Consider the following 19,592-nt stretch of genomic DNA (forward strand, 5'->3'; position numbering starts at 1 on the left):
TTAGAAATTTTCCGGATTCTTGGATTTTTCCCGCGCCGCCTCACGGCTGACCACCCCCTTGGCCACCAGCCCCTTGAGGCAGGAATCGAGGGTCTGCATACCCAGCGAGCCGCCGGTCTGGATGGCCGAGTACATCTGCGCCACCTTGTCTTCGCGGATCAGGTTACGGATCGCCGGGGTGCCAATCATGATTTCGTGGGCGGCCACCCGGCCACCACCGATCTTCTTCAGCAGGGTCTGGGAAATCACCGACTGCAGGGACTCGGAAAGCATGGAGCGAACCATGGATTTTTCTTCGGCCGGGAACACGTCGACAACCCGGTCGATGGTCTTGGCCGCGCTAGTGGTGTGCAGCGTGCCGAATACCAGGTGGCCGGTTTCCGCGGCGGTCAGCGCCAGGCGGATGGTTTCCAGGTCGCGCATCTCACCCACCAGAATGATGTCCGGGTCTTCGCGCAGGGCCGAGCGCAAGGCTTCGGAGAAGCCCAGGGTGTCGCGGTGCACTTCACGTTGGTTGACCAGGCACTTCTTCGACTCGTGGACGAATTCGATGGGGTCTTCGATGGTCAGGATATGGTGGTACTTAGTGCTGTTGAGGTAGTCGAGCATCGCCGCCAGGGTGGTCGACTTGCCCGAACCGGTCGGCCCGGTGACCAGCACCAGCCCGCGCGGTACGTCGGTAATCTTGCGAAACACCTCGCCCATGCCGAGGTCTTCCATGGTCAGGACCTTCGACGGAATGGTCCGGAACACCGCGCCGGAGCCGCGGTTCTGGTTGAAAGCGTTGACCCGGAAGCGCGCGACACCGGGCACTTCGAACGAGAAGTCGGTCTCCAGGAACTCCTCGAAGTCCTTGCGCTGCTTGTCGTTCATGATGTCGTAGATCAGCGCGTGCACCTGTTTATGGTCCAGGGCAGGCAGGTTGATCCGCCGTACATCGCCGTCGACCCGGATCATCGGCGGCAGGCCCGCCGAGAGGTGCAGGTCCGACGCGCCTTGCTTGGCGCTGAAGGCAAGCAGCTCGGTGATATCCATGGGACTCCCTAATGGCAAGCAAGCAGGTAGAATGCCGCGAACGTAAAACGACCGGGCCAGGCGCGAGTAATGTCCACGATAGCAGAGAATATTGCAAAGGTCGGTGCACGGATCCGTGAGGCAGCGCATGCCTCGGGGCGCGGGCTTGAGCCTGTCGGCTTGCTGGCCGTGAGCAAGACCAAACCTGCCGAGGCCCTGCGCGAGGCCCATGCGGCCGGAGTCAGGGATTTCGGCGAGAACTACCTGCAGGAAGCGCTGGACAAACAGGTCGCCCTGAGCGATCTGGTGCTGACCTGGCACTTCATAGGGCCGATCCAGTCGAACAAGACCCGGCCGATCGCCGAGCACTTCGACTGGGTGCATTCGGTGGACCGTCTCAAGGTGGCCCAGCGCCTCTCCGACCAACGCCCGCCGCACTTGCCTGCACTGAACATCTGCCTGCAGGTCAATGTCAGCGGCGAGGCCAGCAAGTCCGGCTGCAACCCCGACGAGCTACCCGCCCTGGCCGCGGCCGTGGCGCAGCTGCCGAGGCTGCACCTGCGCGGCTTGATGTGCATTCCCGAGCCAACCGATGACCCGGCCGAGCAACGCGCCGCCTTCGCCCACCTGCGCCAGCTGCAAGCCAGCCTCGGCCTGCCGCTCGACACCCTGTCGATGGGCATGAGCCACGACCTGGAAGCCGCCATTGCCGAAGGCGCCACCTGGGTGCGCATCGGCACTGCCCTGTTCGGCGCGCGGTCACAGCCCTGATGCCCAGTTCCCACTCTATTAAGGAAGCCTTTGTATGACTGCTCCCCGTATCGCCTTCGTCGGTGCCGGCAATATGGCCGCCAGCCTGATCGGCGGCCTGCTCGCCCAGGGCGTCGCGGCTTCGGCCATCCGCGCCAGCGACCGTGGTGACGAACAGCGCGCACGCATCAGCGCCGAGCACGGTATCCAAACCTTCGCCGACAACGCCGAAGCCATCCGCGGCGCCGATGTGGTGGTGCTGTCGGTCAAGCCCCAGGTGATGAAAGACGTCTGCCTGGCCCTGGCGCCGCACCTCGAGCCCCAGCAACTGGTGATCTCCATCGCCGCCGGCATCACCTGCGCCAGCCTGGAGCAGTGGCTGGGCGCCGTACCGCTGGTACGCTGCATGCCCAACACCCCGGCGTTGCTGCGCCAGGGCGTCAGTGGCCTGTACGCCAGCGCACGGGTCAACGCCACGCAGCGCGAACATGCCGAACAATTGCTCGGCGCCGTCGGCCTGGCGCTGTGGCTGGATGAGGAGCAGTTGATCGACGCCGTGACCGCGGTGTCCGGCAGTGGCCCGGCGTATTTCTTCCTGCTGATCGAGGCGATGACCGCCGCGGGCGAAAAACTCGGGCTACCGCGCGCCACCGCCGCGCAACTGACCCTGCACACCGCCTTGGGCGCCGCGCGCATGGCCGTGGCCAGCGATGTCGAAGCCAGCGAGCTGCGCCGCCGGGTCACCTCGCCGGCCGGCACCACCGAAGCAGCGATCCGCACCTTCCAGGCAGGTGGCTTCGAGCAGTTGGTCGAAGACGCCCTCAACGCCGCCGCGCAGCGCTCGGCAGAACTGGCCGAACAACTCGGCCGCTGAATCACCGCAACCGCCGGCCGCCCAACGCGCCGCCGGCCCTGCACGCCGCAATCCAAGGAGTTAAACATGATTGGCCTGAACACCGCCGCGGTATACATCCTGCAAACCATCGGCAGCCTGTACCTGCTGATCGTGCTGCTGCGCTTTATCCTGCAGCTGGTACGCGCGGACTTTTACAACCCGATGAGCCAGTTCATCGTGCGCGCCACCCATCCGCTGCTGCGCCCGCTGCGCAAGATCATCCCCAGTATCGCCGGCCTCGACCTGGCGTCCCTGGTCCTGGCGATCCTGGTGCAACTGGTGCTGATGGCCCTGACCCTGATGCTGATGGGCTATGGCCTGGGTGACCCGTTGCAACTGCTGGTGTGGTCGATCATTGGCGTGACCGCGCTGTTCCTGAAAGTGTTCTTCTTTGCCCTGATCATCAGCGTGATCCTCTCCTGGGTCGCCCAGGGCAGCCACAACCCGGCGGTCGAGCTGGTCAACCAGATCTGCGAGCCGCTGCTGGCACCGATCCGCCGCCTGCTGCCGAGCATGGGCGGCCTGGACCTGTCGCCCATAGTCGCGTTTTTGATCCTCAACCTGATCGACATGCTGGTAATCCGCAACCTGGCGATCAGCACTGGCATGCTCAGTGGCTTGAGCCTGGCGGTCTGACAGGCGCTGTGAGCTTTTACCGCTGGGACGGCGAGGACCTGCTGCTCGCCTGCCACCTGCAACCCAAGGCCAGCACGGACGCTTTCGCCGGGTTGCACGGTGACCGCCTGAAGATCCGCCTCAGCGCACCGCCGCTGGAAGGGCGCGCCAACGCGCAGCTACTGGTATTTCTCGCCGCCGCCTTTGGCGTGAGCAAAAGCCAGGTGAGTCTTGAGGCCGGCCAGCAGAGCCGACAGAAGCGTGTGCGTATCCACCAGCCACGCCAGCTGCCAGCCGAACTGGGGATAACCGCTCAGGGCCATTGAGCGACCGCAAGGCTGGTCGAACACAGGGGTGGATTGACGCGCCCGTGGCACCCCGCATAATGCCTGACAGTCCAGCGCCAAACCGCGCCCGATGGATACCAACCTGAGGTAGCCGCATGAGCATGGAACGCCTGAGTCAGCAGGTCGACGCCTATGTCGGGTGGAAGCGCGAGCTGATGCGCGAGATCACCCGCTACCGCAGTTGGCTGGCGCACAACCGCTTAAGCTCCGACGCCGTCGAAGCCAAGCTTGAGCGAGCCGTCAAACTGCTGCGCACCGATCACATCACCCTGGCCTTCGTCGGTGAGTTTTCCCGCGGCAAGACCGAGCTGATCAACAGCCTGTTCTTTTCCGAGTTCGGCCAGCGCATGCTGCCCTCCCAGGCCGGGCGCACCACCATGTGCCCCACCGAGCTGTTCTTCGACCCGCGCTCGGAACACGCCTATATCCGCCTGCTACCCATCGAGACCCGCGCCGCGTCGGCGAGCGTCGCGCAGTTCAAGCGTATTCCACGGCATTGGGTGAACATCCCGCTGGACCTCAGCGACCCGGACAACATGGTCCAGGCCTTCGCCCAGGTCGCCAAGACCAAGCAGATGCCGGTGGAGCAAGCCATTCAACTGGGCTTTCACCCCGACATGCTGGAAAGCACCGGCAAACCCGGCCAGGTGCTGGTGCCAGCCTGGCGCCATGCCATGGTCAGCCTCGACCATCCGTTACTGCGCCAGGGTCTGCGTATCCTCGATACCCCAGGACTGAACGCCCTGGGCAGCGAACCGGAACTGACCCTGTCGATGCTGCCCAACGCCCAGGCCATTGTCTTTCTGCTGGCGGCTGACACGGGCGTCACCGCCAGCGATATGGAGGTCTGGCAACAGCACATCCGCCAGCTCGACGAAGACACCCAGAGCAGCCTGTTCGCCGTGCTCAACAAGATCGACGTGCTCTGGGACGATCTCGCTGGTGAAGCCGCCGTGCAACAGGCCATCACCCGCATCCAGGCGACCACCGCACGTCAGCTGGGCATCGCGCCCGACGCCGTGCTGCCGCTGTCGGCCAAACAGGCCCTGCTGGCCAAGGTCCGCCAGGACGATGCACTGCTCGCACGCAGCCAGATGGCCCGCCTGGAAACCCTGCTCTGCGAGCGCATCGTCACGCAAAAGGAGCGGCTGATCGAAGACCGCGTGGTAATGCAGGTGCTGCGCCTGCTGCAGAACAGCCAGCATGTACTGAGCCTGCGCCTGGACAAGGTCAGCGAGCAGCAAGTCCTGCTCCAGCATCACCAGCACGACAACGGTCAGATGCTGTTTGAACTGACCGCGCGGACCAAGGACGATCACAGCAAACACCACCGTCGCCTGCTGGGTTTGAAGACCAACCAGCGCCTGCTCAAACGCCAGGGCGACCTTCTGCGTGCCGCCGTACGCCCGCAACGCCTGGAAGAACATCTGCAACAGGTGCGTCGTGGTCTTACCGGTAGCTGGACGACCCTGGGCATCAACCAGGCGATCCTGCAGTTCTTCCGCAACGTGGAGCACGACCTGCACGCCCTCGAACAAGAGGCCGAGATGGCCAACCGCATGGTCGCGGCCATCTATCGCCGGCACAACGAGGAGAACCCGCTGCACGGCGTCGACGCGCCGCAGTTCGACCTGCAACGCTACCACCGCGAACTGCGCCAGCAGCAGGCCAAGGCCGATCAGTTCCGCCTGCACCTGAAAACCCTGCTGACCGAACAGCGCAGCCTCACCCGGCGCTTCTTCTCAACCCTGGTGCAGGAAGTGATCGGTCTGCACCAGCGCCTGCGCCAGGATGCCGAACACTGGGCCAACGATGCCCTGATGCCGCTGATGCAGCACACTCTCGAACACAAACAACTGCTGGAAACCCACATGCTCAGGCTCAAGGCCCTGGCCCAGGAAACCCAGCAAACCCGCCAGCGCAGCACCCAACTGGCGCACTACCGCGACGACCTGCAACAGCAACTGGCCCAGGCCAACGACATGTTGCGCGTACTGCGCCGCCCGGCGCCGATTCAGCGCCAGGGCAAGGTGGTCAGCCTGCTGGGCGCCGGACGCCCCCACAGCGCCTGAGCCTGACCGGCCCTGCTTGCCGGGTGCAGCCGTGCTCTTTAGACTGCTGCACTTCGTTTACTCCTTCCTTTTGATGAGCAGGGTCGATGCCGACTGTCTTTGCACCAGACTCCGTTGGCCTGGTCACGCCCCAGGTGCTGCATTTCGCTGAACCCCTGGCCCTGGCCTGTGGGCGCAGCCTGGCTGACTACCAACTGACCTATGAAACCTATGGCCAACTGAATGCCGCCGGCAGCAATGCCGTGCTGATCTGCCATGCCCTGTCCGGCCATCACCACGCCGCCGGCTACCACAGCGTCGACGAGCGCAAGCCGGGCTGGTGGGACAGTTGCATCGGCCCCGGCAAGCCACTGGATACCAACCGCTTTTTTGTCGTCAGCCTGAACAACCTCGGCGGCTGCAACGGCTCCACCGGCCCGGCCAGCCTCAACCCGGCCACCGGCAAGCCTTTTGGCGCGGACTTCCCGGTAATGACCGTGGAAGACTGGGTACACAGCCAGGCGCGCCTGGCCGACGCCCTGGGCATCGGCCAATGGGCCGCGGTGGTCGGCGGCAGCCTGGGTGGCATGCAGGCCCTGCAATGGACCATCAGCTACCCCGAGCGCGTGCGCCACTGCCTGGCGATTGCCTCGGCGCCCAAGCTCTCGGCGCAAAACATCGCCTTCAACGAAGTGGCGCGCCAGGCCATTCTCACCGACCCGGAATTCCACGGTGGCGACTTCCTCGACCAGGGCGTGATCCCCAAGCGCGGGCTGATGCTGGCGCGCATGGTCGGGCATATCACCTACCTGTCGGATGACTCCATGGGCGAGAAATTCGGCCGGGGCCTGAAGAGCGAAAAGCTCAACTACGACTTCCACAGTGTCGAGTTCCAGGTCGAAAGCTACCTGCGTTACCAGGGCGAGGAGTTCTCCGGACGTTTCGACGCCAACACTTACCTGCTGATGACCAAGGCGCTGGATTACTTCGACCCGGCCGCCGCCCATGACGGCGACCTGGCCAAGACCCTGGCCGTGGCCCAGGCGGATTTCTGCGTGATGTCCTTCACCACCGACTGGCGCTTCTCGCCGGCGCGCTCGCGGGAGATCGTCGATGCCCTGACCGCCGCGCGCAAGAATGTCTGCTACCTGGAGATCGACGCGCCCCAGGGCCACGACGCTTTCCTCATGCCGATCCCGCGCTACCTGCAGGCCTTCAGCAGCTATATGAACCGAATTGCCCTATGAAGCGGATGACCTTACGCCCATGAGAGCCGACCTGGACATCATCCAAGACTGGATCCCCGCCGGCAGCCGCGTGCTCGACCTCGGCTGCGGCAATGGCGAGCTACTGGCCTGGCTGCACGAACACAAACAGGTGTTCGGCTACGGCCTGGAAATCGACGCCGAGAACATCGCCGCCTGCGTCAGCAAGGGCGTCAACGTCATCGAGCAGGACCTGGACAAGGGCCTGGGCAACTTCGCCAGCGACAGCTTCGATGTCGTGGTCATGACCCAGTCGCTGCAAGCCCTGCATTTTCCCGACAAGGTGCTGGCGGAAATGCTCCGGGTCGGCAAGACCTGCATTATCACCTTCCCCAACTTCGCCCACTGGCGCTGCCGCTGGTACCTGGCGAGCAAGGGCCGCATGCCGGTCTCGGACTTTCTCCCGTACACCTGGTACAACACGCCGAACATCCACTTCTGCACCTTCGAGGACTTCGAGAACCTCTGCCACGCGCAGGGCGCTCAGGTACTCAATCGTCTGGCCGTGGACCGCGCGCACCGTCATAGTTTCGCCAGCCGGATACTGCCTAATCTGTTAGGTGAAATCGGTATCTATCGCGTCAGCCGCCCCGGCGTGGCTGACGCGCAGATCGCCACCTGAGTCGAGGAGCTTCCCATGCGCCGTATCGCCCTGTTACTGATCGCCCTGTGCCTGAGTCTGCCGGCAGCCGCCGAACGCAAACAGCGTTTCGGCGACCTGGATGTGCACTACATCGCCTTCAACTCCAGCTTCCTGCAGCCGGAGATCGCCGCCGCCAACCAGTTGGTGCGCAGCAAGACCCAGGGTGTGGTGAACATCTCCGTGCTCAAGGCCGGCACCCCGGTGACCGCCGTCGTCAGTGGCGAGGTGAAGAACCTGCTGGGGCGCAGCTACCCACTGAGCTTCCGCCAGGTCAGCGAAGGCCCGGCGATCTACTACCTGGCCCAGTTCCCCTTTGAAAGCCGCGAAGTGCTGCGCTTCAGCATTCGCGTACAGGCCGCTGATGGCGTTGCCAACAGCCTCGACTTCAACCAGGAATTTTTCCCCGACGAATGATGCCCTTCAACGAACTGGTGCTGGCCAGCCACAACGCCGGCAAACTCAAAGAGCTGCAAGCCATGCTCGGCAACAGCGTTCGCGTGCGCTCAGTCGGCGAGTTCTCCACCGTCGAGCCGGAAGAAACCGGCCTGTCGTTTATCGAAAACGCCATTCTCAAGGCGCGTAATGCCGCCCGCCTCTCCGGCCTGCCGGCGCTGGCCGACGACTCCGGCCTGGCGGTGGATTTTCTCGGTGGTGCACCCGGCATCTACTCGGCGCGCTACGCCGATGGCCAGGGTGACGCAGCGAATAACGTCAAGTTACTCGATGCGCTGAAGGATGTGCCGGACGCCGAACGCGGCGCGCAGTTCGTCTGCTGCCTGGCCCTGGTGCGGCATGCCGACGACCCGCTGCCGATCATCTGCGAAGGTCTCTGGCACGGACGCATCCTGTATGCGGCGCAAGGCGTCGAGGGCTTTGGCTACGACCCGCTGTTCTGGGTCCCGGAGCGCGACTGCTCCAGCGCTGAACTACCCGCATCCGAGAAAAACCAGATCAGCCACCGCGCCCGCGCCATGGCCCTGCTCAAGCAACGGCTGGGCCTGGCATGACCCTGACAGTCGGCGGCAGCTTCGCGCTGCCGCCTCTGGCGCTCTACATCCATATCCCCTGGTGTGTGAAGAAGTGCCCGTACTGCGACTTCAACTCCCACGCCGCCGGCCCGACGCTGCCTGAACAGGAGTACGTCGACGCCCTGCTGGCCGACCTGGACGGCGAACTGGCCCAGGTGCATGGCCGCCCCCTGACCTCGATCTTCTTCGGCGGCGGCACACCCAGCCTGTTTTCCGCCGTGGCCCTGGGTCGTTTGCTCGACGGCGTGGAGCGGCGCATCGCCTTTGCCGTCGACATCGAAATCACCCTGGAAGCCAACCCCGGCACGTTCGAGCAGGCCAAGTTTCGCGCCTATCGTCAGCTCGGCATCAATCGCCTGTCGATTGGCGTACAAAGCTTCCAGGCCGAAAAACTCAAGGCCCTCGGCCGCATCCACGATGGCGATGAAGCCATCCGCGCCGCCGACATGGCCCGCGCCGCCGGCTTCGACAACTTTAACCTGGACCTGATGCATGGCCTGCCCGAGCAAACCCTGGACGATGCCCTGAGCGACCTGCGCATCGCCATCGCCCAAGCGCCGACCCACCTGTCCTGGTACCAGCTGACCATGGAGCCGAACACGGTGTTCTGGAACCAGCCGCCGACGGTGCCGGAAGACGACATCCTCTGGGACATCCAGGAAGCTGGCCAGGCCCTGCTCGCAGCCCAAGGCTACGCACAGTACGAAGTGTCCGCCTATGCCCAGCCCGGCAAGGCGGCGCGGCACAACCTCAATTACTGGACCTTCGGCGACTTTATCGGCATCGGCGCCGGCGCCCACGGCAAGCTCAGCCAGCCCAACGGGCAGATCGCCCGCAACTGGAAAACCCGCCTGCCCAAGGACTACCTCGACCCGGCCAAACGCTTCAGCGCCGGCGAGCGCATCCTCACGCCCGACGAGCTGCCGTTCGAGTTTCTGATGAACACCCTGCGCCTGAGCGATGGCGTGCCTGCCGAGCTGTTCAGCGCCCGCACCGGCCTGCCCCTGGCCAGCCTGGATAGCGCGCGGCGCAGCGCCGAAGCACGCGGCCTGCTGCACAGCGACCCCGCACGGCTATGCGCGACGCCCGAAGGCCAGCTGTTTCTCAACGACCTGCTGCAGCATTTTCTACCCTGAGCTAAGGACACCGGATGGATCTGTTACTCGACCTGATCGTCACCCTGTCGCGCTGGAGCCGCGGTCACCTCTACGACATCGCCCTGGCGATCATGGCCACCCTGTTCGTGCTGTTCGGCCCCGGCATCAACGCCTCGGTACAGCGCGCCATCGGCAACCTCAACTTTATCCTGCGCACGCTGATCTTCGTCGCCATCTGCGCCGTGGGGTATGGCCTGGCCATGGTCTTTATCACCCCGCTGCTGGCCCAGGGCCTAGGCCACTTCAACAACTACACCCTGGCACCGGTGCTGTTGCTGGTGTTCTTTATCATCGGCGTGCTGGCGGACCGCAATTAGCCCCCTGCGGTACCTTGTCCCTGGGTGTCGCTGCGCTCGACCCAGGCTACGGGTCTACTGCTAACGAGTAGCCTGGGTTGAGCAAGGCGATACCCGGGATAGGCCGGTGGGCCGGTCGTCGTGGCCCGCACCGCACCTATGCAAACGAAACAGCAAAAGCCCCTGTCAGCACCCAAACACCAAAAAGCCGCCCGCAGGCGGCTTCTTCGCATAACCGCGGTTAGTTACCTTCGCGGCGCAACGCCTGGGGCGTGAAGTCACGCGGGCTGAGCGGCGCACGGAAGTCGTACATCGGCTCGTTATTGTCCAGCCCATCGACGAAGTAGCGGCCACCCTTGAGGTCGTAGAGGGTTTCCAGGGTGCTGCCGAACATCGGTACTTCGTAGTAGCTGATCGGGTGGATCTCCTGCAGGCCGCTGAGGGTACCGTTCTTGTCGTACAGATCCACCGCAAGGATCTGCCAGCTGTCCTCATCCAGATAGAAGCGGCGCTTGCTGTAGACGTGACTGAACCCTTTGCGCAGGGTCGCCTCGACCACCCAGACCCGGTGCAACTCATAGCGCAGCAACTCAGGGTTGACCGTGTTGCGCTGCAGGATTTGCTCGTAGGGGATGCCTTTCTGGTGCACGGCATAGCTGTTGTAAGGCACCAGCATTTCCTGCTTGCCCTGCAGCTGCCACTCGTAGCGGTCCGGGGCGCCGTTGTAGGCGTCGACTACGTCAGCGGTGGCCAGGCCGTTGGTGTCCGGCTGCAGGCTGTCGTAAGCCAGGGTCGGCAAACGCCGCACCCGCCGCTCGCCGCGGCTGAAACGCCAGGCCTTGCGGATCGCCAGTACCTGGTCGAGGGTTTCCTGCACCACCAACGCCGAACCGGCCACCTTGGACGGCGCGACTACCTTGTACTTGTAAAAGAACAGGGTGTTGTCCAGGTCCTGAGGGCTCACGCCATCGCGGCCGTAGACGAAGTAGATATTGCGCTCCAGCTTGAGCAGGTTGTAGCCGCCACTGGCGAGTACCGCCGCCTGGTTGGTGACGAAGCTGATCTGCTCACCGCGGTAGCGCATGATGTGATTCCAGATCGCTTCTTGCCCGTTGCGCGGCAGGGGGAAGGGAATCCCGGCGGCGACACCGGATACGCCGTTACCGCCCGAGATGAGCTCGGCATTGAGCGCATTGAAGCGGGTTGCGTCATAGATGCGCTGCGGTGCTGCAGCGCTGCGCCGGGTCGGGAACACCCGTAAGGCGTAGCTGGGATTGTTCTGCAGCAGCAGCTGCGTACCCGCCGGCAATACGGCCTGGTACTGCGCCATATTGCTGGCATCAACCCGGTACAGCGGCGCATCGGCGGCATAGGGATCAGGATGGTGCATACCGGCCTGATAACCCGCCACAGGCTGCGCCAAACCGCCGTCCCAGGCCGGGATGGTACCGGCGGCATTGCCAGCACGCTCACCGCCCAGAGGCGTCAGGTCCTGCCCGAGCCGAGCCGCTTGGGCGGGTTCGACCTTGGCCTGGGCGTGCACCGCCATAACCGCCAGCAACAGCAGTGAATATCGCTTCAACACAGCAAACTCCTCGCCGCGGACCCGCGGGTCGCAGCCTTCTTTTGTTATACGCCCGATGGGCTTTATGGGTGCCGTCTTGCGGTGAGGGCCGTCCTGGCGCCGGGTGGTCCCGGTCTGCTGCAGCCATCCGTGATGCTGCGATGGGTCTGGCGCCGCCCGAAAGCGGCGCAGGTCAATCAGTCGATACGTGCAAACTTGAGGTCCCAGACGCCATGGCCGAGGCGCTCGCCGCGACGCTCGAACTTGGTGGTGGGGCGCTCTGCCGGGCGTGGTACGCAGCCGCTATCGGCGGCCTGGTTACGGTAGCCAGGCGCAACATTCATCACTTCCAGCATGTATTCAGCATAGGGTTCCCAGTCGGTGGCCATGTGCAACACGCCGCCCACCTTGAGCTTTTGCCGCACCAGCTCGGCAAACGCCGGCTGTACGATACGGCGTTTGTGGTGGCGCGCCTTGTGCCAGGGATCGGGGAAGAACAACAGCAAGCGGTCGAGGCTGGCATCGGCCACGCAGTCGCGCAGCACTTCCAGGGCATCGCAGGTGTAGACCCGTACATTGCTCAACTTCTGAGTCATCAGGCCGTTGAGCAGGGCGCCGACGCCCGGCCGGTGGACTTCAACGCCGATAAAATCCTGCTCAGGCGCGGCGGCGGCCATCTCCAGCAGCGAGTGGCCCATGCCAAAACCGATTTCAAAGGTGCGCGGCGCACTGCGCCCGAACACCTGATCGAAATCCCGCAGGCCATCGCCCAGCTCCAGGCCAAACAGTGGCAAGCCCATATCCAGGCCGCGCTGCTGACCTTCGGTCATGCGCCCGGCACGCATCACGAAGCTCTTGATCGCGCGGTGGTGGGAGGTGTCCTCGGCAGGGGCCGAGGGATCATGCGCTTCGCTCATCACATACTCTTCAGATCGGTAAACAGGGGCGGCGACTCAGCGAATCATCCCGTCGAGGGGCGAAGAGGCGCTGGCATAGAGTTTTTTCGGCATGCGCCCGGCCAGGTAAGCCAGGCGCCCAGCCTCGATGGCGTACTTCATGGCCTGGGCCATCATCACCGGGTGCTGAGCGTGGGCAATGGCGCTGTTCATCAGCACGGCCTCACAGCCCAGCTCCATGGCGATGGTGGCATCGGACGCCGTACCGACACCGGCATCAACCAGCACCGGCACCGTGGACTCCTCCAGGATGATGCGCAGGTTGTAGGGGTTGCAGATGCCCAGGCCGGTGCCGATCAGCCCGGCCAGCGGCATGACCGCCGCGCAGCCCATCTGCGCCAGTTCACGGGCGATGATCGGGTCGTCGCTGGTGTACACCATGACGTCGAAACCGTCCTTGATCAGCACTTCGGCGGCCTTGAGGGTTTCGATCACATTGGGGAACAGGGTCTTCTGGTCGGCCAGCACTTCCAGCTTGACTAGGTTATGCCCGTCGAGCAGCTCGCGTGCCAGGCGGCAGGTGCGCACGGCTTCGGCGGCGTCGTAGCAACCGGCGGTATTCGGCAGGATGGTGTAGCGCTCGGGGCTGATCACATCCAGCAGGTTCGGCTCACCGGGGTTCTGCCCCAGATTGGTCCGGCGCACCGCGACCGTGACGATTTCCGCACCGGAGGCCTCGATGGCCGCGCGGGTTTCGTCGAAATCCTTGTATTTACCGGTGCCCACCAGCAGGCGCGACTGGAAGGTGCGGCCGGCCACGGTAAAGGGTTTGTCACTCGGAACTGGATGCATCGGATACTCCTCGGGGCGGGAACGGACGACGGGCGGGAACTCAGGGCTCAACCACCGCCGATGGCATGCACCACTTCAACCCGGTCGCCATCGCTCAGGATAGTCGCGGCGTGCTGGCTGCGGGGCACGATTTCCAGGTTGAGCTCGACCGCCAGGCGGCGCCCGCTGAGGTCCAGGCGGGCAATCAGGTCGGCAATGGACGCGCCATCGTCGAGCTCGAAGGGTTCACCGTTCAACTGAATGCGCATGGCGAAGCGGTCACAACTGGCTAGGGGGCGGGCATTCTAGCCCGATCGGCACGCCTGACCAAGGCTGCAGCGCACCATTGGTCCTCAGCGCGCGCTCATCTGCCAGGCGGCGACGCCAAGGCTCGCCCAGCCGGCGAGGAAGGCCAGACCGCCAAACGGGGTAATGATGCCAAGCTTGCTGATACCGGTCAGCGTCAGCAGGTACAGGCTGCCGGAAAACAGCACAATACCCAGGGCAAAGCAGGCACCCGCCACCTGCACGGCACGGCTGGGCACCTGCAGGGCCAAGAGCGCCACGCCGAACAGCGCCAGGGCATGGATCAACTGATAGTGCGTGCCGGTTTGAAACACCGCCAGGTACTCCGCGCTCAGGCGCGACTTCAAACCATGGGCAGCGAACGCCCCCAGGGCGACACCACTAAAGCCAGCAAAGGCAGCCAGCAACAACCAGAGACGAACCATGACAACTCCTGACGAACCCAAGGGCAACCCACCCTGGCTATAATGGCGCGCAAACCCGTACCGGCCAAGCGCGCATGCTCCGAACCTTTCGCCGTCGTCTGCTGAAAACCCTGTTCTGGCTGATTGCCGGCTCCTGCCTCCTGGTGCTGGTGCTGCGCTGGGTGCCGCCACCGGGCAGCGCCTTGATGGTCGAGCGCAAGATCGAGTCCTGGATTGATGGCAAGCCCATCGACCTGCAGCGCACCTGGGTCAGCTGGGACGCCCTGCCTGATGATCTGAAAATGGCGGTGATCGCCGCCGAAGACCAGAAGTTCGCCGAGCACTGGGGCTTCGATGTGGCCGCGATCCAGGCCGCCCTGGCGCATAACCAGGCCGGCGGCTCAGTACGCGGGGCCAGCACCCTGAGCCAGCAGGTGGCCAAGAACCTGTTTCTCTGGTCGGGGCGCAGCTGGCTGCGCAAGGGTATCGAGGTGTGGTTCACCGGCCTGGTCGAGCTGCTCTGGCCCAAGCAGCGCATCCTTGAGGTGTACCTCAACAGCGCCGAATGGAGCGAAGGCGTATTCGGCGCCGAAGCGGCTGCCCACCATCATTTCAACACCGGCGCCAGCTACCTGTCGGCACGCCAGGCCAGCCTGCTCGCCGCGGTACTGCCCAACCCGCGCGAATGGAGTGCTAGCCGCCCGAGCGCCTACGTCAACCAGCGCGCCAACTGGATTCGCCAGCAGGTCCGCCAACTCGGCGGCAGCCACTACCTCACCCGACTGGGCGGTACTTATCCCGCCTGGTGGCCGCAGAGCTGGCGCGACTGAGTCTAGGGTCTGTTTGAACGCCTTGCGCGGCACGGCGTGCAGCATGCGTACACGCTCGTCGACGACATGCAGCGTCAGCCCGCGCTGGGGATAGACCCAGGCCTGCCCCTCCGCCAGCTCCAGACGCAGACGCGGCGCACCGAGGGTACTGGCGATGGCATCAGCCGGCTGATCATCGGGTGCCAGCAACTGCAGGTTGATAATGCGATAGCGATTCATCTGCTCCAGCAGCGGCCGACCCAGCTGCTGCTCGCTCCCGCCGGGCGCGGCATCCACCGCAGCCAGCAGGCTGTCGCGCTCGGCCGCGCTGAGCTCCAGCTCGGCATCCAGTTGCCAGGCTCCGCCCTCGACCTGCAATGCCACCCGGTAGAACAGCCGCGCACCGTCCAGCCTGGGCTGCAGCCACAACTCGGCGTCTTCGGCGGCCGGTAACTGGGACACCGCCAAGCGATCATCGGCCAGGGGCGTGAGTACCTCCCGGTCGAAATCGGCCAGCCAGGGCAAAGGCGCTGCCGGTGCGCGCTCGCGCATGAGCCAGGCACCCCAGGCAAAGAACAGCACCCCGATCAGCGTAATGATCAGCACGTGCTGAGGGCGCAGTGGCGGACGCGACATAAAGAATCTCCAGACAGTAAAAAGCCGCACCTGGATGGGTGCGGCTCCTGTAACAGCAATGCAGCCCTGAGATGATCAGGCAGCGATCGAGCCCTTGAGCTTGTTCATCGCGTTCTTTTCCAGCTGACGAATACGCTCGGCCGACACGTTGTACTTGGCCGCCAGCTCGTGCAGCGTGGCTTTCTCTTCGGCCAGCCAGCGCTGGTAGAGAATGTCGCGGCTGCGCTCGTCCAGGCCTTCCAGCGCTTCGTGCAGATTCGCGGTGGAACTGTCGCTCCAGTCCGAGTCCTCCAACTGACGCGCCGGGTCGTAACGGTTGTCTTCGAGGTACTGCGCCGGGGAGTGGAAAGCACTCTCGTCATCGGCATCGGCAGCCGGGTCGAAAGCCATGTCGTGGCCCGTCAGGCGGCTTTCCATCTCACGCACTTCGCGCGGCTCGACGCCCAGGCTTGCGGCTACGGCATGCACTTCGTCGTTGTTCAGCCAGGCCAGACGCTTCTTCTGGCTGCGCAGGTTGAAGAACAGCTTGCGCTGCGCCTTGGTGGTGGCAACTTTGACAATGCGCCAGTTCTTCAGGATGAACTCGTGAATCTCGGCGCGAATCCAGTGCACGGCAAACGACACCAGGCGCACACCCATTTCCGGGTTGAAACGCTTGACCGCCTTCATCAGGCCGACGTTGCCTTCCTGGATCAGGTCAGCCTGGGCCAGGCCGTAACCGGAGTAACTGCGGGCGATATGCACGACAAAACGCAGGTGGGCGAGCACCATCTGCCGAGCGGCTTCGAGGTCCTGCTTATAGAAAAGATTGCCGGCCAGCTCGCGCTCCTGCTCCGGGGTCAGCAGCGGGATGCTGTTGACCGCGTGCACGTAGGCCTCCAGGTTTGCGCCTGGGACCAAGGCATGAACAGGTTGCAAAGAAGTGGACATTTGAATCCTCCGACTCATGAATCTGGTGCAGTGTAGCACTGAGCACTCTGACTAGGAACGCTCATACAAGTTCCTAGCCAGATAGTCAACATCAAGCAAATCAATACTTTACTAGCGTGGCGCCAATTCGCTCAAGTGTCGCGCCACCGCCAGCCAGGCGCCAATGTAACCCAACAGCACCGCGCCGAGCACCAGCGAAAAACCATCGCCCAGCGGCACCCCGCCCAGGGCGAAATCACTGCCATACAAACCGGCCAGCCGCACCACGGCGTCGTTGAGCCAGTTCAGCCCGTAAGCCAGCACCAGCCAGGCCAGCAAGCCGGCACCCAGACCGTAAAGCGCACCCATATAAAGGAAGGGCCGCCGCACGTAGCTGTCGGTGCCGCCGACCAGCTTGATCACCTCGATTTCGGTGCGCCGGTTCTCGATGTGCAAACGGATGGTGTTACCGATCACCAGCAGCAGGGCCAGCACCAGCAGCAGGGTCAGGCCGAAGACGAAGCGGTCGCCTAACTTGAGGATCGCGGTGAGCCGTTCGACCCAGAGCAGGTCGAGCTGCGCCTGCTCCACGCCGGGCAGCTCGGCCAGGCGCTGGCGCAGGGCTTCGAGGGTGGCCTTGTCGACCTCGGCCGGGGTTACCAGGACCACGCCCGGCAGCGGGTTTTCCGGCAGTTCGCGCAGCGCCTGACCCAAGCCCGACTCCTGCTGGAACGCCTGCAACGCCTGCTCGCGGCTGATCCACTCGGCCTCGGCAACATCATCCAGACCGGCGATCTGCTCTCGCAGCGCCTGGCCCTGACTGTCACTGGTTTCCAGGGTGAGAAATACCGATATCTGTGCAGCGCGCTGCCAGGAACCGCCGAGGCGCTCGACGTTGTCCAGCAGCAGGGCCAGGCCCATCGGCAGGCTCAGGGCCACGGCCATCACCAGGCAGGTAAAGAAGCTGCCGACCGGTTGCCGCGCGAGGCGGCGCAGGCTGTCGGACAGGCTCGCGCGGTGCGCTTCCAGCCAGGCGCGTAGTTGGCTGCGCAGGTCCGGGCCGTCCGGGGTTGGCGCGGCCGGGGTGGGCTTTTTCGGCGCGGCACCGACGCGCTGGGCCGGTTGCGGTGGCGGGATGCGGGTGGCGCTCATCAGACCGCCTCCCCATCGCCAATCAGGCGGCCGCGTTGCAGGGTCAGCATGCGGTGGCGCATGCGCGCGATCAGGGCCAGGTCGTGGCTGGCGATCAGCACGCTGGTGCCGAGTTTGTTGATGTCTTCAAACACGCCCATGATTTCCGCCGCCAGACGCGGGTCAAGGTTGCCGGTGGGTTCGTCAGCGAGCAGCAAGGCCGGCTGATGGACGATGGCGCGGGCAATACCGACGCGCTGCTGCTGACCGGTGGAAAGGTCGCCCGGAAACTGCTCGGCCTTGTCCGACAGCGACACCCGCTCCAGCGCCGAGCCGACCCGCGTGCCGATATCGGCCTTGGACAGGCCGAGGATCTGCAACGGCAGGGCGACGTTGTCGAACACGCTGCGGTCGAACAGCAGCTGATGATTCTGGAACACCACACCGATCTGCCGGCGCAGGAAGGGGATCTGCGCGTTGGTGATCTGCCCCAGGTCCTGCCCGGCGAGCAGCAGTTTGCCGCTGGTCGGCCGCTCCATCGCTAGCAGCAGGCGCAGCAGGGTGCTCTTGCCGGCGCCGGAGTGGCCGGTGACGAACAGAAACTCGCCGCGACGCACGCGAAAGCTCAGTTCGTGCAGCCCGACGTGCCCGTTGGGGTAACGCTTACCGACCTGCTCGAAGCGAATCATTACGACTCCCGCGTCTGGAACAGGGCCTGGACGAAGGGCTCGGCCTCGAACGTGCGCAGGTCGTCGATGCCTTCGCCCACGCCGATGTAGCGAATCGGCAGGGCAAACTGCTTGGCCAGGGCGAAGATCACCCCGCCCTTGGCCGTGCCGTCGAGCTTGGTCAGCGCCAGGCCGGTGAGGTTGACCGTCTGGTTGAACTGCTTGGCCTGGTTGATCGCGTTCTGCCCAGTGCCGGCGTCGAGCACCAGCAGCACTTCATGGGGCGCCGACTCGTCCAGCTTGCCGATGACTCGGCGCACCTTTTTCAGCTCTTCCATCAGGTTGTCTTTGGTGTGCAGACGCCCGGCGGTGTCGGCGATCAGCACGTCCATGCCGCGGGCTTTGGCCGCCTGCACGGCATCGAAGATCACCGAGGCCGAGTCGGCGCCGGTGTGCTGGGCGATGACTGGAATCTTGTTGCGCTCGCCCCACACCTGCAGCTGCTCGACTGCCGCGGCGCGGAAGGTGTCGCCTGCGGCGAGCATGACCTTCTTGCCCTCGCCCTGCAGCTTCTTCGCCAGCTTGCCGATGGTGGTGGTCTTGCCGGCGCCGTTGACGCCGACCACCAGAATCACGAAAGGCTGCTTGCTGGTGTCGATCACCAGGGGTTGCTCGACCGGTTTGAGCAGCGCCGCCAACTCGCCCTGCAACGCCTTGTACAGGGCGCCGCTGTCGGTGAGTTGCTTGCGCGCCACGCGTTGGGTCAGGTTCTGGATGATCGCGGTGGTCGCCTCTACGCCGACATCCGCGGTCAGCAGGCGGGTTTCCAGCTCGTCGATCAGGTCGTCGTCGATTTCCTTCTCGCCGAGAAACAGGCTGGCCATGCCTTCGCCCAGGCTGGCGCTGGTCTTGCTCAGGCCCTGGCGCAGGCGGGCAAACCAACCACCGCGGTTATCGCCCGGCTTGTCCTGCTCGACCGGCGCAGCCATCGGTGCAACGGCGACAGGCTCGGCCGGCGCAGCAACGGCTTCAGGGACAGGCTCTACGCGCGCCTCGATCGGCGCCGGAGCAGGTTGCGGCTCGCTCGCAGGCGGCGTTTCCGGGGCTGCAGCGGGCTCGGCGGCAGGCGTCGGCTCGGGCTTTTTGCGCAGCCAGCCGAACAGGCCTTTCTTCTCGGTGCTTTGCCCGGCAGCAGGCTCGGCGGCGGGCGCGGGGGACTTCTTGTCGTCTTGGGAACCAAACATGGAGGACGGCTATCTCAGGGGGCGACGCGCCTGAAGCGCAGGATGCAGCAGGTGCCTGTTATGCAGGACAAAACACCTCAGCGTCTGCAACAGGCTGATCAGGCATGGTCGCCAGTAAAACGGATGAGTATCC

Annotated in this window: 23 protein-coding genes; 13 read left to right on the forward strand and 10 right to left on the reverse strand. The window is 64.5% G+C overall.

Features of this window, described 5'->3' with window-relative positions:
• Positions 1–1,035 carry a type IV pilus twitching motility protein PilT gene (pilT, locus tag BMW49_RS17300; RefSeq protein WP_069518764.1) on the reverse strand — a complete coding sequence of 345 codons (1,035 nt, stop codon included), beginning with the start codon at positions 1,033–1,035 and terminating at the stop codon, positions 1–3.
• 69 nt (positions 1,036–1,104) lie between these two features.
• On the opposite strand from pilT, the gene BMW49_RS17305 reads away from it, so the two are divergent.
• The 11 genes from BMW49_RS17305 to BMW49_RS17355 all read left to right on the forward strand — a co-directional run bounded on the left by BMW49_RS17305 (position 1,105) and on the right by BMW49_RS17355 (position 10,082).
• On the forward strand, positions 1,105–1,785 hold the full coding sequence (locus tag BMW49_RS17305) for a YggS family pyridoxal phosphate-dependent enzyme (RefSeq protein WP_069518766.1): 681 nt from the start codon (positions 1,105–1,107) through the stop codon (positions 1,783–1,785).
• A 34-nt stretch (positions 1,786–1,819) separates the two neighbouring features.
• Entirely contained in the window at positions 1,820–2,638 is an 819-nt protein-coding gene (gene proC, locus BMW49_RS17310; protein WP_069518768.1) for a pyrroline-5-carboxylate reductase, read from the forward strand.
• Between the two features lie 66 nt (positions 2,639–2,704).
• The gene (locus tag BMW49_RS17315) at positions 2,705–3,295 is read left to right on the forward strand and encodes a YggT family protein (RefSeq protein WP_069518770.1); all 591 of its coding nucleotides are present in this window, start codon (positions 2,705–2,707) and stop codon (positions 3,293–3,295) included.
• A gap of 8 nt (positions 3,296–3,303) precedes the next feature.
• Positions 3,304–3,600, forward strand: coding sequence for a DUF167 family protein (locus tag BMW49_RS17320; RefSeq protein WP_069518772.1), 297 nt, complete (start codon positions 3,304–3,306; stop codon positions 3,598–3,600).
• A 116-nt stretch (positions 3,601–3,716) separates the two neighbouring features.
• A complete protein-coding gene (locus BMW49_RS17325) occupies positions 3,717–5,693 on the forward strand; it encodes a dynamin-like GTPase family protein (protein WP_069518774.1) in 1,977 nt (658 codons plus the stop codon).
• 86 nt (positions 5,694–5,779) lie between these two features.
• Positions 5,780–6,919, forward strand: a complete 1,140-nt coding sequence (gene metX / locus BMW49_RS17330) for a homoserine O-succinyltransferase MetX (RefSeq protein ID WP_069518776.1) — start codon at positions 5,780–5,782, stop codon at positions 6,917–6,919.
• A 19-nt stretch (positions 6,920–6,938) separates the two neighbouring features.
• Positions 6,939–7,559 (forward strand): methionine biosynthesis protein MetW, encoded by a 621-nt coding sequence (gene metW / locus BMW49_RS17335; protein ID WP_069518777.1) that lies wholly within the window; start codon positions 6,939–6,941, stop codon positions 7,557–7,559.
• Between the two features lie 15 nt (positions 7,560–7,574).
• On the forward strand, positions 7,575–7,994 hold the full coding sequence (locus BMW49_RS17340; RefSeq protein WP_069518779.1) for a DUF4426 domain-containing protein: 420 nt from the start codon (positions 7,575–7,577) through the stop codon (positions 7,992–7,994).
• Positions 7,991–8,587 carry an RdgB/HAM1 family non-canonical purine NTP pyrophosphatase gene (rdgB, locus tag BMW49_RS17345; protein ID WP_069518781.1) on the forward strand — a complete coding sequence of 199 codons (597 nt, stop codon included), beginning with the start codon at positions 7,991–7,993 and terminating at the stop codon, positions 8,585–8,587. Before BMW49_RS17340 ends, rdgB begins: the two co-directional genes overlap by 4 nt.
• Positions 8,584–9,744, forward strand: coding sequence for a radical SAM family heme chaperone HemW (gene hemW / locus BMW49_RS17350; RefSeq protein ID WP_069518783.1), 1,161 nt, complete (start codon positions 8,584–8,586; stop codon positions 9,742–9,744). Before rdgB ends, hemW begins: the two co-directional genes overlap by 4 nt.
• Positions 9,745–9,758: 14 nt before the next feature.
• On the forward strand, positions 9,759–10,082 hold the full coding sequence (locus BMW49_RS17355) for a DUF3392 domain-containing protein (protein ID WP_069518785.1): 324 nt from the start codon (positions 9,759–9,761) through the stop codon (positions 10,080–10,082).
• A gap of 220 nt (positions 10,083–10,302) precedes the next feature.
• On the opposite strand, the gene BMW49_RS17360 is transcribed toward BMW49_RS17355, so the two are convergent.
• The 5 genes from BMW49_RS17360 to BMW49_RS17380 form a co-directional block, all read right to left on the reverse strand.
• Positions 10,303–11,610: a DUF1329 domain-containing protein gene (locus BMW49_RS17360; RefSeq protein WP_371850869.1), complete on the reverse strand. Its 1,308-nt coding sequence runs from the start codon at positions 11,608–11,610 to the stop codon at positions 10,303–10,305.
• Between the two features lie 212 nt (positions 11,611–11,822).
• The gene (gene trmB / locus BMW49_RS17365) at positions 11,823–12,542 is read right to left on the reverse strand and encodes a tRNA (guanosine(46)-N7)-methyltransferase TrmB (protein WP_069518788.1); all 720 of its coding nucleotides are present in this window, start codon (positions 12,540–12,542) and stop codon (positions 11,823–11,825) included.
• 36 nt (positions 12,543–12,578) lie between these two features.
• A complete protein-coding gene (locus BMW49_RS17370; RefSeq protein WP_069518790.1) occupies positions 12,579–13,373 on the reverse strand; it encodes a thiazole synthase in 795 nt (264 codons plus the stop codon).
• 47 nt (positions 13,374–13,420) lie between these two features.
• Positions 13,421–13,621, reverse strand: coding sequence for a sulfur carrier protein ThiS (gene thiS / locus BMW49_RS17375; RefSeq protein ID WP_069518792.1), 201 nt, complete (start codon positions 13,619–13,621; stop codon positions 13,421–13,423).
• Between the two features lie 84 nt (positions 13,622–13,705).
• Positions 13,706–14,083 carry a DUF423 domain-containing protein gene (locus tag BMW49_RS17380; protein WP_069518794.1) on the reverse strand — a complete coding sequence of 126 codons (378 nt, stop codon included), beginning with the start codon at positions 14,081–14,083 and terminating at the stop codon, positions 13,706–13,708.
• Between the two features lie 74 nt (positions 14,084–14,157).
• Between BMW49_RS17380 and mtgA the strand changes: the two genes are divergently transcribed.
• Together mtgA and BMW49_RS24825 are read left to right on the forward strand one after the other, a co-directional pair.
• On the forward strand, positions 14,158–14,892 hold the full coding sequence (gene mtgA / locus BMW49_RS17385) for a monofunctional biosynthetic peptidoglycan transglycosylase (protein WP_069518796.1): 735 nt from the start codon (positions 14,158–14,160) through the stop codon (positions 14,890–14,892).
• A 36-nt stretch (positions 14,893–14,928) separates the two neighbouring features.
• The gene (locus BMW49_RS24825) at positions 14,929–15,324 is read left to right on the forward strand and encodes a hypothetical protein (RefSeq protein ID WP_069518798.1); all 396 of its coding nucleotides are present in this window, start codon (positions 14,929–14,931) and stop codon (positions 15,322–15,324) included.
• A gap of 258 nt (positions 15,325–15,582) precedes the next feature.
• Here BMW49_RS24825 and rpoH read toward each other — a convergent pair whose 3' ends face one another.
• The 4 genes from rpoH to ftsY form a co-directional block, all read right to left on the reverse strand.
• A complete protein-coding gene (gene rpoH / locus BMW49_RS17395; RefSeq protein ID WP_069518800.1) occupies positions 15,583–16,437 on the reverse strand; it encodes an RNA polymerase sigma factor RpoH in 855 nt (284 codons plus the stop codon).
• Between the two features lie 111 nt (positions 16,438–16,548).
• On the reverse strand, positions 16,549–17,568 hold the full coding sequence (gene ftsX, locus BMW49_RS17400) for a permease-like cell division protein FtsX (protein ID WP_069518802.1): 1,020 nt from the start codon (positions 17,566–17,568) through the stop codon (positions 16,549–16,551).
• Positions 17,568–18,236, reverse strand: coding sequence for a cell division ATP-binding protein FtsE (gene ftsE / locus BMW49_RS17405; RefSeq protein ID WP_069518804.1), 669 nt, complete (start codon positions 18,234–18,236; stop codon positions 17,568–17,570). Before ftsE ends, ftsX begins: the two co-directional genes overlap by 1 nt.
• On the reverse strand, positions 18,236–19,459 hold the full coding sequence (gene ftsY, locus BMW49_RS17410; protein WP_069518807.1) for a signal recognition particle-docking protein FtsY: 1,224 nt from the start codon (positions 19,457–19,459) through the stop codon (positions 18,236–18,238). The genes ftsE and ftsY overlap by 1 nt, the downstream gene beginning before the upstream one ends.
• Positions 19,460–19,592 lie beyond the last annotated feature (133 nt).

The sequence above is a fragment of the Pseudomonas cuatrocienegasensis genome (assembly GCF_900110925.1).
GTDB classification, from domain to species: Bacteria; Pseudomonadota; Gammaproteobacteria; order Pseudomonadales; family Pseudomonadaceae; genus Aquipseudomonas; species Aquipseudomonas cuatrocienegasensis.